This window comes from Enterobacter cloacae complex sp. ECC445, assembly GCF_021892025.1.
Classification (GTDB): Bacteria; Pseudomonadota; Gammaproteobacteria; order Enterobacterales; family Enterobacteriaceae; genus Enterobacter; species Enterobacter chengduensis.
Map to the genome: position 1 here is coordinate 64,268 of NZ_JAKLRZ010000027.1, position 13,277 is coordinate 77,544.

The window sequence follows — 13,277 nt, forward strand, 5'->3', positions numbered from 1 at the left end:
TCACTATATTTTCGCGGTTTGCGAATATTCACTTTATCAGTAGAAAAATAAACATTCTGTTAATCACTAAATATATTTGGTGTGTAAAATATTTATAATAATAAATATAATTGATTAAATCATTACAAGAAAAAACCGAAAGTTCAAACTATTAAAAGTCGCAATGGCACCCGCTCATGCGGGTGCCCGCTGGTGGGTTTAATCCCAGCTCAGGATCACCTTCCCTGACTGGCCAGAGCGCATCGCGTCAAAGCCCTGCTGGAACTCATCGATGGAGAAACGGTGAGTGATAATCGGGGACAGATCCAGACCAGACTGGATCAGCGCCGCCATCTTATACCAGGTTTCGAACATCTCGCGGCCATAGATGCCCTTGATGAACAGCCCCTTGAAGATGACTTTGTTCCAGTCGATAGACATATCTGACGGCGGGATACCCAGCATCGCGATTCGGCCACCGTGGTTCATGGTGTCGAGCATGGTGCGGAACGCCGGCGGCGCGCCGGACATCTCCAGACCCACGTCAAAGCCTTCGGTCATGCCCAGCTCTTCCATCACGTCGGTCAGGCTCTCTTTCGATACGTCCACCGCGCGGGTGACGCCCATTTTGCGCGCCAGCGACAGACGGTATTCGTTCACGTCGGTGATCACAACGTTACGTGCGCCCACATGCTTCGCCACGGCTGCCGCCATAATGCCAATGGGGCCCGCACCGGAGACCAGCACGTCTTCACCGACCAGGTCGAAGGAGAGCGCCGTGTGCACCGCGTTGCCGAACGGGTCGAAGATAGAGGCCAGATCGTCAGAGATGTTGTCCGGGATTTTGAAGGCGTTAAAGGCCGGGATCACCAGATATTCCGCGAAGCAGCCCGGACGGTTCACGCCCACGCCGATGGTATTACGACACAGGTGCGTACGCCCGCCGCGGCAGTTACGGCAGTGGCCGCAGGTAATATGACCTTCACCGGAGACGCGGTCACCGATTTGGAAGCCTTTCACTTCCTGGCCGATACCCACCACTTCACCGACATATTCGTGACCGACAACCATCGGTACAGGAATGGTTTTCTGCGACCACTGGTCCCAGTTGTAGATGTGAACGTCAGTACCGCAGATAGCCGTTTTACGAATTTTGATCAGCAGATCGTTATGACCGACTTCCGGCTCCGGCACGTCGGTCATCCAAATCCCTTCTTCCGCTTTCAGTTTGGATAACGCTTTCATCACACGTCCTCAGGCAATGACGCCCAGCTGTTTACCGATGCGGGTAAAGGCTTCCACCGCACGTTCAATTTGTTCAGGCGTGTGCGCCGCGGACATCTGGGTGCGGATACGCGCCTGACCTTTTGGCACCACCGGGAAGAAGAACCCGGTGACGTAAATCCCTTCTTTTTGCAGTTCGCGGGCAAACTGCTGCGCGACGACCGCATCGCCCAGCATCACCGGAATGATCGCATGGTCGGCACCGGCCAGGGTAAAACCTGCGGCGCTCATTTTTTCGCGGAACAGACGGGCGTTGGACCAGAGACGGTCGCGCAGCCCGGCACCGGACTCCACCATCTCCAGCACCTTAATGGAGGCCGCAACAATCGCCGGTGCCAGAGAGTTGGAGAACAGATACGGACGGGAGCGCTGGCGCAGCCATTCAACCACCTCTTTACGCGCGGCGGTATAGCCGCCTGACGCGCCGCCGAGCGCTTTGCCCAGCGTGCCGGTGATGATGTCCACGCGGCCCATCACGTCGCAGTACTCGTGGGAACCACGGCCATTTTCGCCAACAAAGCCAACCGCATGCGAGTCATCGACCATCACCAGGGCGTCGTATTTATCCGCCAGGTCACAGACGCCTTTCAGGTTAGCGATCACGCCGTCCATGGAGAACACGCCGTCGGTGGCGATCAGCACGTGGCGAGCACCGGCTTCACGGGCCTCTTTCAGGCGCGCTTCCAGCTCGACCATATCGTTGTTGGCGTAGCGGAAACGCTTCGCCTTACACAGGCGCACGCCGTCGATGATGGAAGCATGGTTCAGGGCATCGGAGATAATCGCATCTTCTGCGCCAAGCAGGGTCTCAAACAGACCGCCGTTGGCGTCGAAGCAGGAGGAATAGAGAATCGCGTCTTCCATTCCGAGGAAGCTCGCCAGCTTTTGCTCAAGCTGCTTGTGGCTGTCCTGCGTGCCGCAGATAAAGCGTACGGAGGCCATGCCGAAGCCGTGGGTATCCATGCCGTTTTTTGCAGCGGCAATCAGCTCAGGGTGATTCGCCAGACCTAAATAGTTGTTCGCACAAAAGTTGATCACATGGCTGCCGTCGGCAACGGTGATGTCCGCCTGCTGAGCAGACGTGATAATACGCTCTTCCTTGAACAACCCTTCCGCACGTGCGGTCTCGAGGTCGCTGTTTAACTGTTTGTAAAAATCACCACGCATTGCAATTCTCCAGACTCGGCAAATTTCGGGACATATTACCCAAACCTATAGTTCATGACGAGATGACACGTCATCTCTTGTCGTTTTTGCAGCATAAATCACGTGTACCCTTGCGCTATGTCGGTGAATGGCTGAAGGGCAGCCATACTAATGATATGATAGAAGCATTAGCGTCCGGGATTGTGCCCGGACTCCACACTTCAAAGGTTACCGTTATGATCATCGTTACCGGCGGCGCGGGCTTTATCGGCAGCAATATTGTTAAGGCTCTCAATGACAAAGGCATCACCGACATCCTGGTGGTTGACAACCTGAAAGACGGCACCAAGTTCGTCAACCTGGTGGATCTGAACATCGCTGACTACATGGATAAAGAAGATTTCCTTATCCAGATTATGGCCGGCGAAGAGTTCGGCGAGATCGACGCCATCTTCCACGAAGGGGCGTGTTCTTCCACCACCGAGTGGGACGGCAAGTACATGATGGACAACAACTATCAGTACTCCAAAGAGATCCTGCACTACTGCCTGGAGCGTGAAATTCCGTTCCTGTACGCCTCATCCGCGGCCACCTACGGCGGGCGCACCTCGGACTTCATCGAATCCCGCGAATATGAGCAGCCGCTGAACGTCTACGGTTATTCTAAATTCCTGTTCGACGAGTACGTGCGTCAGATTCTGCCAGAAGCGAACTCCCAGATCGTCGGCTTCCGCTACTTCAACGTCTACGGGCCACGCGAAGGCCATAAAGGCAGCATGGCAAGCGTAGCGTTCCACCTGAACACCCAGCTGAATAACGGCGAAAGCCCGAAACTGTTCGAAGGCAGCGACGGCTTTAAGCGCGACTTCGTCTACGTGGGTGACGTGGCCGCCGTAAACCTGTGGTTCCTGGAGAACGGCGTCTCCGGCATCTTCAACCTCGGTACCGGCCGCGCAGAGTCCTTCCAGGCGGTGGCTGACGCCACGCTGGCGTACCATAAAAAAGGCAGCATCGAGTACATTCCGTTCCCGGATAAGCTGAAAGGCCGCTATCAGGCGTTCACCCAGGCAGACCTGACTAATCTGCGTAAAGCTGGCTACGACAAGCCGTTCAAGACCGTTGCCGAAGGCGTAACGGAATATATGGCCTGGCTGAACCGCGACGCGTAAGTATGAAAATTCTGGTGATCGGCCCGTCATGGGTGGGCGACATGATGATGTCGCAAAGTCTCTATCGCACGCTCAAGGCGCGTTATCCCCAGGCGATAATCGACGTGATGGCACCCGCATGGTGCCGTCCGCTGCTATCGCGTATGCCGGAAGTGAACGAAGCCATCCCGATGCCGCTCGGCCACGGGGCGCTGGAAATCGGCGAACGCCGCAAGCTCGGCCATAGCCTTCGCGAGAAGCGCTACGATCGCGCGTACGTTCTGCCAAACTCCTTTAAATCTGCCCTGGTGCCCTTCTTTGCGGGCATCCCACATCGCACCGGCTGGCGCGGTGAAATGCGCTACGGGCTGCTGAACGATGCGCGGGTGCTGGATAAAGCCGCCTGGCCATTAATGGTCGAGCGCTACGTGGCGCTGGCTTACGACAAAGGCGTGATGCGCAGTGCGAAAGATCTGCCGCAGCCGCTGCTCTGGCCGCAGCTTCAGGTTAACGACGGTGAAAAGTCCCAGACCTGCAGCGCGTTTGGCCTTTCGTCTGAACGCCCGATGATTGGCTTCTGCCCTGGCGCCGAGTTCGGCCCGGCAAAACGCTGGCCGCACTATCACTATGCGGAGCTGGCAAAACAGCTGATTGACGAAGGCTATCAGATTGTCCTGTTCGGCTCGGCAAAAGACCACGAGGCTGGCAACGAAATCCTCGCGACGCTCAGCAATGAACAGCAGGCCTGGTGCCGCAACCTGGCAGGAGAAACGCAGCTTGAACAGGCGGTGATTCTGATTGCTGCCTGTAAGGCTGTGGTCTCCAACGATTCAGGTCTGATGCACGTCGCCGCTGCGCTCAACCGCCCGCTGGTCGCGCTGTATGGCCCAAGCAGCCCGGACTTCACCCCGCCGCTTTCGCATAAAGCCCGCGTCATTCGCCTGATCACCGGCTACCACAAGGTGCGCAAAGGCGATGCCGCGGAAGGTTATCATCAGAGCCTGATCGACATTACGCCAGCGCGCGTTCTCGAAGAGCTTAACGAACTGCTGTTGAGCGAAGAAGGATAACGAATGCGGGTACTGATCGTTAAAACCTCTTCGATGGGCGATGTTCTGCATACGCTGCCGTCGCTGACGGATGCCATGCAGGCCATTCCCGGCATTCGTTTTGACTGGGTGGTGGAAGAAGGCTTCGCGCAAATTCCCACCTGGCATGAAGCGGTTGACCGCGCTATTCCGGTAGCGATTCGCCGCTGGCGCAAAGCGTGGTTCTCCGCGCCGGTTAAAGCCGAACGCAAAGCCTTCCGTCAGGCGGTGCAGGCACAGCATTACGACGCTATCATCGACGCCCAGGGGCTCGTGAAAAGCGCGGCGCTGGTGACGCGTCTGGCACATGGCGTCAAGCACGGCATGGACTGGCACACCGCCCGCGAACCGCTGGCGAGCCTGTTCTATAACCGCCGCCACCACATCGCAAAGCAACAGCACGCCGTTGAACGTACCCGCGAGCTGTTTGCTAAAAGCCTGGGCTACGCGAAACCGGCAACCCAGGGCGACTACGCCATTGCGCAGCACTTTTTGCGCAATACAGATCCCCGCGTTCAGCCTTATCTTGTCTTCCTGCATGCCACAACGCGCGACGATAAACACTGGCCGGAAACGCACTGGCGAAGCCTGATTGAACTAATGCAACCTACCGGCATCCATATTAAACTCCCGTGGGGCGCAGAGCATGAGCGGCAGCGTGCAGAGCGTCTGGCGTCAGGCTTTTCGCACGTCGAGGTGTTGCCGAAACTCACGCTGGCGCAGGTTGCAGCAGAGCTGGCGGGAGCGAATGCTGTTGTTTCCGTTGATACGGGCTTGAGCCATTTAACCGCGGCGCTGGATCGCCCGAATATTACGATTTTTGGCCCGACCGATCCTGGATTGATCGGGGGTTACGGTAAAAACCAGCATCAGATGGTCAGCCCGACCCAGCAAACGAAGGATATCAGCGCAGATGCGATTTTTTCATTTTTACAGGGCAGCCGTTGGCTTTCCAACAGGGATATTTAACGCATGAGTTACGTATTTCTGCTGATTTTACTCTTTCCGGTGAAGCTTATCCGGAAGCTGTTCCGTAAAGAGACAGGTAAAAACCTGGTCATTCAGACAGCTAAAATCGGCGATTTTGTTAATGCAACGCCCCTTCTGGCATACCTGCAAAAAAGCGACGTGCTCGTCAGTCGTAGCGTAGGTGCGCTGGCGAAGCATGATGAGACAATCGACGAGTTTTTTTTTATCGAGCAGCATAAGCGTAACCTGTGGCGAAAGCTGGTCTTTGCCTGCCGGATCATGAACCGCTATGACAATGTCTATCTTCTGCAGCCCAACAGCGTGAACCTCTTTTTAGCCTCCGTATGTAATGCTAAAAACAAACAATTCTTAAGCATCTACACGCGCAGGTGGTATCACGGTATTTTCTATGCAACGGCAGACGGTATCGTTGAACACGGTAAAAAGACGCTGTCGGTCACAAACTATCTGAAACTGGCCGATCGCTCTTTAGCCTGGCAAGACTCGCCAAAGCACGCTACAAAGCCACTTTTCAAACCCGCGACCTATCCAGCAATCCTCGATAAACCCGGCGTGATCCGAATCGGCATCAGCGTTGCCGCAGGGAATAAAGCGAAAACCGTTCCACCGGTCATCTGGAAGCAAATTGCCGATCGTCTCGCCGACCTGCCCTGCGAGTTTTATGTCTTTGGCGCTCCAAATGAACAATCGTGGATGGACGACATCACCCGCGCTTACGGCGAACTGCCCAACTTTATCAATCTGATCGGCAAAATCTCGCTTGAAGAACTCCCGTGGGCCATTTCAAAGATGGATTGCTATATCGCGTCCGACTCGGGAAATGTTTACATTGCCGATGCGGTAGGCGTGCCGGTCGTCTTGCTGTTTGGCCCCTGCTGCCACTACGAACAGCGCCCGCTTGGCAACGTGTTGCTGATTGGTAATGATGACAATATTTGCTCGTATGTTTTTGAAACACGCTATTACTTCTCACAGAGCCGGGAAGAACTCTTTTCTGTAACAGATGAATCGCTGGACAGCATTAGACATTTCATTTGCGCGTTAGCAACCGCTAACGCGGCCGCATATACCGTTGATGCCCAAGGAAACTAATTGTTATGGCTTTTCTAAGCATCATTATTGCCGCACATAACGCCCAGGATACGCTTGACGCAACGCTACAAAGCCTGCAAAACGCGATTGATAATGCGGGCGATGATGTAGAAATCATTATCTTTAATGACAGTTCTAATGATTCCACAGAGGATATTATTGAGGCATGGTTGCCAACGCTTCCGAATGTGCAATCCCGATACGTTGAGTACCGTAACGTCGGTCATGTTCGAAACAGCGCACTCTCGCTGGCGTCAGGCGAGTACATTACCATGCTGGATAGCGATGACCGATTGAAACCGGGCAGCATCCGGGACGCCATAGCGTTTCTCAAAACAGCGCGCACTGATATGCTACTGACGCGCCTGCTGGAAATTCGCGACACAAAAAAAATCACCGCCGACTGGCAGGGGTTCTCGCCTGTTGCTTTGTCACAACATGAGGCAATAAAGCGGTTCCTGCAGCACAAAGATTTTCAGGCGCATCTTATTGGGCAATTCATTCATCGAAAATTGTATGTAAATAACCCGATTCCTTCGATGGTCTGTTATGAAGATTTCGCCGTATTTCCCGGCATGCTGATGCAAGCGAGTAAAATAGTGTACCAAAGGAAGGGACACTATTATTACATCAAACGTGGCGACAGCTTATCGAGTCGTCTGGACGCCGGTAAAATCGCCATGCTGGTTGATTGCACATTAGAAATGGAAAAAAAGTTCCCGCATGCCTTCAGGCATCTCATTAATTGTCACTGGTTTGATATTTACAGTAACCACCGGCAACATCTTACTGATGCACAACTCACACGGGTTAAACAGCGGGTAAGAGCACTCTATTCGTTCTCTTTTTTCTTCTCCAGCGATGTTCGTTTCAGCTACAAAAAAAGGGTTATTGAGGCATTATGGAAAAAGTAAAACTGCGGCTTTATCAGCTTACGCTGCTTTTGAGCCTTATTTCGCTTGCGCTGGCGTTACTGAGCTCAGGTAAACAGCGAGAGTTTTTCTATATTGCGATTTATGCCAGCATCATCGGCTTAGCATGCGAATATAAAAAAATCACAGTGCGTCCATTTACCATTGCATTACCGATTTTATTAATTGGGTTGCTTAATCTTGGCTGGTATCTGGTGTATGAATATCATAGCGAAGGACTGAACGTTTATAACGGTTATCTCGGTGCAAGTAAAAAATTGATTCTCGCGAGTGTTCTCATTTTCTATCTTGACCGGTTTAAGTCTTATATTGATAAAACATCCTTCCACAAATATTTCTTGTATGCCTCAGGTGCAGGGTTTGTCCTTGCCACTGGCTATGGTTTATGGCAAGCATCACAGGGCATGGGACGTATTGAGATGGCCATAAACCGTGCGACCGTGTCGGCCTATGTATACTCTGTATTGTCACTGGCGTTTGTATACAGCCTTTATCTACAGAAGAGTGTAAAATTGTATGTTGTCGCCGGCTTCACCATATTAATATCTTATTTTATCATTCTTTTAACGGGTACACGTGCCGCAATGGGATTATATTTACTCCTGGCAATTGTACTCACGCTCTACCACTTCAGAAGAATCCATCTTAAATCCACGCTGATTTTCTTATGCATTGTGGCGGGTATCGTTATTGTTAGCTACAAGCCGCTGATTGCTCCTAAGCTAGCGCAAACGCAAACTGAATTAGATAGCTATCAAAAAGGGTACGATACAACTTCACTTGGGGCACGTTTTTCCATGTGGGAGGTTGGCATTCAGAATGGGCTTGCGCATCCATTAGGGCAGTCGAGTGAAGGCCGTGAAACATGGACACAGCAATATGTGAAAAATGGACATCCACATCTCACTGCAGCACTCGAATATTTAAAAATCCATCTACACAACGAGTTTATTGAAAAATACTCTCTGCAGGGGATCCCCGGGCTGGTAGTACTCTTCTTTTTCTATATATCGATGATCGCTTATGCGCTTAAAAACAGAAACGGCCTGCTGCTGACGACCATGCTTCTTTTATTGCTCTATGGTCTGACGGACGTCATTTTGTTGAGCTCAGAGGCGCTTATCTTCTTTGTCACCGTGTTTGCGCTAAGTACACTCTTTTCACAAACCCGACAACACCAGTAACTAATAATGCCCGCCTGGCGGGCATTATTTTTTCTTGTATTGATAAAACTCCGCCAGCGTCATTCCCACCGTCTTGTCGGATAACCAGCTAAACAGCGCTTCCAGATCCTGGTATAACCCCTCGATCGCCACCTCGTCCTTAAACGTAGGACTGCCGCCGGGCATAAATTCCGACGAATGGAGCATAAACTCAACGTAATCATTTCCCTGAGAAAGGCATTGCTGTGCGACCTGAATCATTTGCGCCGCATTGCCACCGGACGGCCTCAGCCAGTTGACGGAGGGTGAGCGGTATTTACCGCGCAGACGATCGTAACCCTGCTTAACCGTGTTGAGCCAGGCCGGGTGTTTATACTGAATGCTCATCGGCACTTCCAGTAATGGGCTATTGCCAGCCCGTGAGATATCATCAATATCAATAAAGTAAGCGTGGTCCGGAAAATGCTGATAATTCGTTCCACCATTGCCTTGTGGTGCACCCTTCGCGTTGCGCCAGTTCACGCGCGGCGTAACGGAACAATCAACCTGATAGCCCAGCTCAATCAGTAACCTGGCGTAGCGGCTATCAAATGCCCAACGACCGGCACGGTGGCTTAGCATTTTGGTCTGGAAGGTCTCTTCCAGCAGGCGAGTCATGAACAGCACTTTTTCGCGCATCACCTCATCCGAAAATTCAATCAAATAAGGCTGCCAGCGCCAGTCGTCTCCCGTAAGATCGTGTTCCGGTGGGCTATTCCATGCGTGGAGATGCATCCCCACCTCGCCCTGGCCGCGGGCAATCACGTCTCTGGCGAATTCGATAAAAACGGGCTCAACCGCCATCTCGTAATTGGTCAGCCACACGGGTTTAAAGCCGAAACGTTCACAAAGCGTCTGGAACCGCGCAAGATAGCGCGCGTTTTCCGTTTTAATAACGCGGTGATTTTGCCAGAGATTATCGCCCTCAGTATCAATCGTGATGATAAACGCTGGTTTTTTCATAATGAGTCCGCAAGACAGGGAAGTTAGCGCTATGTTACGCACTCTCCAAAGCCCGAGTAAACCCTTGGCGGGAAATTCCTGAGATTATGGAGAAAGAGTGCAAGTCGCTATCAGGTCTATTAGAATTGCCAACAGTACAACGCCGATAAGATGATGATGAATAACTTACCTGATACGCCCGATTTGCGCATTTTACTTATCAAACTCCGCCATCATGGCGACATGTTGCTGACCACTCCCGTCATTAATTCGTTACGTCAAAAATGGCCGCAGGCGCAGATTGATGTTCTGCTGTATGAAGAAACGCGCGATATGCTCGCCGCGCATCCGGCGATCGGTACCCTTTATGGCATCGATAGAAAATGGAAGCAGCTGGGCACGCTGAAGCATCTTCAAAAAGAGTGGCAGCTGCTGCGGGCGTTAAGAAAGCAGCATTATCATCTGGTGATTAACCTTGCGGATCAGTGGCGTAGCGCGATTGTCACCCGCTTCACCGGCGCGCCGGTTCGCCTCGGATTTGCCTTTAACAAACGCAACAATGCATTCTGGCGTTTTTGTCACAGTGAATTAGTCCCCGTTGCGAATCACCCATCCCTGCACACCGTTGAGCAAAACCTCTCCATTCTGTCTCCATTACCGGTCCCGGCGCAGCCCGCCGTCACCATGGCCTACACTGAAGAAGACTGGCAGCGCGCGCATCAAAAACTGGTGCAAAACGGAGTGGGTGAACGCTACATCGTGATTCAGCCGACATCCCGCTGGTTTTTCAAATGCTGGGATGAAGACAAAATGGCGCAGACTATTACTGCGCTGCAGCAGGATGGTCATACGGTAGTTCTCACCGCGGGGCCGGATAAAAAGGAGCTGGCAATGATCGAACGCATTCTCGCTGCCGCGCCGAAGACCGGCGTCGTCTCGCTGGCGGGTCAATTAACGCTACGCCAGCTGGCCGCGCTTATCGATCGCGCCTCTCTGTTTATTGGCGTGGACTCCGTGCCGATGCATATGGCCGCCGCGCTGCAGACGCCCTGCGTGGCGCTGTTTGGTCCTTCCAAACTGACGTTTTGGTCTCCATGGCAGGTCAACGGCCAGGTCATCTGGGCTGGCGACTACGGCCCGCTGCCCGATCCGGACGCCATTGATACCAAAACGAAAGAACGCTATCTCGACGCCATTCCCGTTGATGCTGTCGTCTCCGCCGCGAGGAGATATCTGTCATGAAACCCCATCGCCTGGCGATAGTTCGCCAAAAGTATCGCCCTGATGGCGGAGCGGAACGCTTCGTTTCGCGCGCCCTTACCGCGTTGAGCAACCAAAATTTAGAACTCAACGTCATCACGCGTGAGTGGCAGGGAGAGAAGCAAGACGACTGGCATATTCACATTTGCAATCCGCAAAAATGGGGTCGCATCAGTCGTGAACGCGGATTTGCACAGGCCGCGCGCGCGCTGTGGCAGCAGCAGCAGTTTGATATTGTGCAAAGCCATGAGCGTATCCCGGGTTGCGACATCTATCGCGCAGGCGATGGCGTCCACCGCCGCTGGCTACTGCAGCGCGCGCGCATTCTACCCGCGTGGCGTGCAAAGATGCTGATGGTTGATCGCTATCACCGCTACGTGATGCATGCCGAACGAGAAATGTACCAGGCGCCTGAGCTAAAAGCTGTCATCTGTAACGCGGAGATGATCAAGCGCGAAATCGTCGAAGACTTTGATATTGACGCAAATAAAATACATGTAATTTATAATTCAATTGATTCCAGCCGCTTCGTTCCGGCTCAGGAAGCACAGCGTGCCGCGCTGCGTCAGCAGTTCGGCTTGCCGGCCGATGCCGTGGTGTTCTGTTTTGTCGGTTCAGGGTTTGAACGAAAAGGCCTGGCGAGCGCCATACGCGCTATCGCTGGAACAGCGGCGTGGCTGATTGTGGTTGGCCAGGATAAAGCAGAAAGCCGTTATCGCGACCTTGCCCGTTCACTTGGCTGCGAAGGGCAAATCCGTTTCCTGGGGATGCAAAAAGAAACGCTACCTTTTTATCAGCTGTCCGATGGTTTACTGTTGCCAACTCTGTATGATCCCTTCCCTAACGTCATTCTTGAAGCGATGGCCTGCGGCTTGCCCGTCATTACTTCAGAGAGTTGCGGTGGAGCAGAATTTATTCAGCAGGGCCAGAACGGATTTTATTGTGACGCACTTGATATCAACACATTGAAGGAAGCGATATCCGCCACTCCTTCTCTGGAAAAAAATAACGATATGGGACGCGCGGCACGGGAACGTGTGAAAGACGCCACCCCTGAAAAACTGTCAAGTCAGCTTATTTCGCTTTATCAAAAATTACTGGATTAAAAATGCGCATCCTAATGATTATTGATGGTTTACCCGGTGGAGGAGCTGAAAAAACGGTTCTTACACTCTCCCGCGGGTTAATAGAAATGGGGCATCAGGTCTCTCTCTTCTCTCTGCGGAAAGTGTGCGACTACACCATCCCGGAAGGCATCGATTATCAGGTTGTTCAGGATACCTGCAAAAAACCGTGGCGGAAGCTGACGGAGATCCCACGCCGCGCCCAGCTGCTGGATCGGGCGATTGAGCGGGCTGAGCGCAGCGGCAAATTTGACGTGGCGTTCTCTCACCTGCATAAAACAGACCGCATTGTGGCGCACAGCCGCGCGCTGGAACGCGACAAAGTCTGGTTCTGCGTACATGGCATGTTCTCGTTCTCCTATCTTCGCCATCGCAGCGGGCTTTCACGCTGGTTTAAACACCTTAAAATTCGTCATACCTACGAAAACCGAAACGTTGTCGCCGTCTCAGGCGCCGTGTTGAAAGATCTTTCCGAGACGCTGGCGCTTACCCTTCGACGCAAAGCGGTTATCCATAATCCTTTTGATATTCCTGAAATTCAGCGTCTGGCGGACGCACCCTTTGAAATGCAGGGAAAGGATTACATTATTCACGTTGGCCGCTTCCATGAGCACAAACGCCACGATCGCCTTTTGCGTGCGTTCGCCCTGAGTAAAATTGACACAACGCTGGTCATGATGGGCAACGGATCTGACGCTCAAATTCAAAAACTCAAGCAGCTGGCTGCCGAGCTGGGTATTGAAAACAAAACGGTTTTCCGGCCGTTCGATTCCAACCCCTATCCCTGGATTAAAGGGGCACGCCTTTTAGTGTTAAGTTCTGACTGCGAAGGTTTTGGTAATGTGCTGGTTGAAGCCATTATCTGCCAGACGCCACCGGTCAGTACAAATTGCCCGGGCGGCCCAGCCGAAATCCTTACCGGAGACTTAGCGCGCGGGCTGGCAGAGTTGAACGACGAATCACTGGCAAAAACGCTGGCGGATATTTATACCGCCCCGCCGGTCCTTGGCGATGCAACCATCGCGTCGTTCGGTATCAAAGCCATTTGCCAGCAATATATTGCTCTGGTCGACAATCAAAAATAATCAGG

12 protein-coding genes are annotated in these 13,277 nt (G+C 52.7%); 9 read left to right on the top strand and 3 right to left on the bottom strand.

Annotated features, from left to right (window positions below):
* Positions 1–198 precede the first annotated feature (198 nt).
* Both tdh and kbl read right to left on the bottom strand, forming a co-directional pair.
* A complete protein-coding gene (gene tdh, locus L6R44_RS19515; protein ID WP_032644421.1) occupies positions 199–1,224 on the bottom strand; it encodes an L-threonine 3-dehydrogenase in 1,026 nt (341 codons plus the stop codon).
* Between the two features lie 9 nt (positions 1,225–1,233).
* Complete coding sequence (gene kbl / locus L6R44_RS19520; RefSeq protein ID WP_237425160.1) at positions 1,234–2,430, bottom strand: glycine C-acetyltransferase; 1,197 nt, start codon at positions 2,428–2,430, stop codon at positions 1,234–1,236.
* Positions 2,431–2,645: 215 nt separating this feature from the next.
* On the opposite strand from kbl, the gene rfaD reads away from it, so the two are divergent.
* From rfaD to L6R44_RS19550, 6 genes are read left to right on the top strand one after another with little or no spacing between them, the layout of a single operon-like run.
* Positions 2,646–3,578 (top strand): ADP-glyceromanno-heptose 6-epimerase, encoded by a 933-nt coding sequence (gene rfaD / locus L6R44_RS19525; protein ID WP_237425161.1) that lies wholly within the window; start codon positions 2,646–2,648, stop codon positions 3,576–3,578.
* Between the two features lie 2 nt (positions 3,579–3,580).
* On the top strand, positions 3,581–4,627 hold the full coding sequence (rfaF, locus tag L6R44_RS19530) for an ADP-heptose--LPS heptosyltransferase RfaF (protein ID WP_237425162.1): 1,047 nt from the start codon (positions 3,581–3,583) through the stop codon (positions 4,625–4,627).
* A gap of 3 nt (positions 4,628–4,630) precedes the next feature.
* Positions 4,631–5,614: a lipopolysaccharide heptosyltransferase RfaC gene (rfaC, locus tag L6R44_RS19535; RefSeq protein ID WP_237425163.1), complete on the top strand. Its 984-nt coding sequence runs from the start codon at positions 4,631–4,633 to the stop codon at positions 5,612–5,614.
* Between the two features lie 3 nt (positions 5,615–5,617).
* Complete coding sequence (locus tag L6R44_RS19540) at positions 5,618–6,727, top strand: glycosyltransferase family 9 protein (protein ID WP_237425164.1); 1,110 nt, start codon at positions 5,618–5,620, stop codon at positions 6,725–6,727.
* Between the two features lie 5 nt (positions 6,728–6,732).
* The gene (locus tag L6R44_RS19545; RefSeq protein WP_237425165.1) at positions 6,733–7,641 is read left to right on the top strand and encodes a glycosyltransferase family 2 protein; all 909 of its coding nucleotides are present in this window, start codon (positions 6,733–6,735) and stop codon (positions 7,639–7,641) included.
* Entirely contained in the window at positions 7,629–8,843 is a 1,215-nt protein-coding gene (locus L6R44_RS19550; protein ID WP_032644414.1) for an O-antigen ligase family protein, read from the top strand. Before L6R44_RS19545 ends, L6R44_RS19550 begins: the two co-directional genes overlap by 13 nt.
* 24 nt (positions 8,844–8,867) lie before the next feature.
* On the opposite strand, the gene L6R44_RS19555 is transcribed toward L6R44_RS19550, so the two are convergent.
* The gene (locus L6R44_RS19555; protein WP_237425166.1) at positions 8,868–9,824 is read right to left on the bottom strand and encodes a polysaccharide deacetylase family protein; all 957 of its coding nucleotides are present in this window, start codon (positions 9,822–9,824) and stop codon (positions 8,868–8,870) included.
* A 150-nt stretch (positions 9,825–9,974) separates the two neighbouring features.
* Here L6R44_RS19555 and rfaQ point away from each other — a divergent pair, with 150 nt between their 5' ends.
* The 3 genes from rfaQ to L6R44_RS19570 are packed head-to-tail and all read left to right on the top strand — an operon-like array spanning position 9,975 to position 13,272.
* Complete coding sequence (gene rfaQ / locus L6R44_RS19560) at positions 9,975–11,045, top strand: putative lipopolysaccharide heptosyltransferase III (protein ID WP_237425167.1); 1,071 nt, start codon at positions 9,975–9,977, stop codon at positions 11,043–11,045.
* Entirely contained in the window at positions 11,042–12,169 is a 1,128-nt protein-coding gene (locus L6R44_RS19565) for a glycosyltransferase family 4 protein (RefSeq protein ID WP_237425168.1), read from the top strand. Before rfaQ ends, L6R44_RS19565 begins: the two co-directional genes overlap by 4 nt.
* Before the next feature lie 2 nt (positions 12,170–12,171).
* Positions 12,172–13,272 (top strand): glycosyltransferase, encoded by a 1,101-nt coding sequence (locus L6R44_RS19570; RefSeq protein WP_237425169.1) that lies wholly within the window; start codon positions 12,172–12,174, stop codon positions 13,270–13,272.
* Positions 13,273–13,277: the final 5 nt, after the last annotated feature.

Bases quoted from the DNA above. Each gene is read 5' to 3' on its own strand.
- tdh (WP_032644421.1), bottom strand. From the start codon at position 1,224: ATGAAAGCGTTATCCAAACTGAAAGCGGAAGAAGGGATTTGGATGACC.
- kbl (WP_237425160.1), bottom strand. From the start codon at position 2,430: ATGCGTGGTGATTTTTACAAACAGTTAAACAGCGACCTCGAGACCGCA.
- rfaD (WP_237425161.1), top strand. From the start codon at position 2,646: ATGATCATCGTTACCGGCGGCGCGGGCTTTATCGGCAGCAATATTGTT.
- rfaF (WP_237425162.1), top strand. From the start codon at position 3,581: ATGAAAATTCTGGTGATCGGCCCGTCATGGGTGGGCGACATGATGATG.
- rfaC (WP_237425163.1), top strand. From the start codon at position 4,631: ATGCGGGTACTGATCGTTAAAACCTCTTCGATGGGCGATGTTCTGCAT.
- L6R44_RS19540 (WP_237425164.1), top strand. From the start codon at position 5,618: ATGAGTTACGTATTTCTGCTGATTTTACTCTTTCCGGTGAAGCTTATC.
- L6R44_RS19545 (WP_237425165.1), top strand. From the start codon at position 6,733: ATGGCTTTTCTAAGCATCATTATTGCCGCACATAACGCCCAGGATACG.
- L6R44_RS19550 (WP_032644414.1), top strand. From the start codon at position 7,629: ATGGAAAAAGTAAAACTGCGGCTTTATCAGCTTACGCTGCTTTTGAGC.
- L6R44_RS19555 (WP_237425166.1), bottom strand. From the start codon at position 9,824: ATGAAAAAACCAGCGTTTATCATCACGATTGATACTGAGGGCGATAAT.
- rfaQ (WP_237425167.1), top strand. From the start codon at position 9,975: ATGATGATGAATAACTTACCTGATACGCCCGATTTGCGCATTTTACTT.
- L6R44_RS19565 (WP_237425168.1), top strand. From the start codon at position 11,042: ATGAAACCCCATCGCCTGGCGATAGTTCGCCAAAAGTATCGCCCTGAT.
- L6R44_RS19570 (WP_237425169.1), top strand. From the start codon at position 12,172: ATGCGCATCCTAATGATTATTGATGGTTTACCCGGTGGAGGAGCTGAA.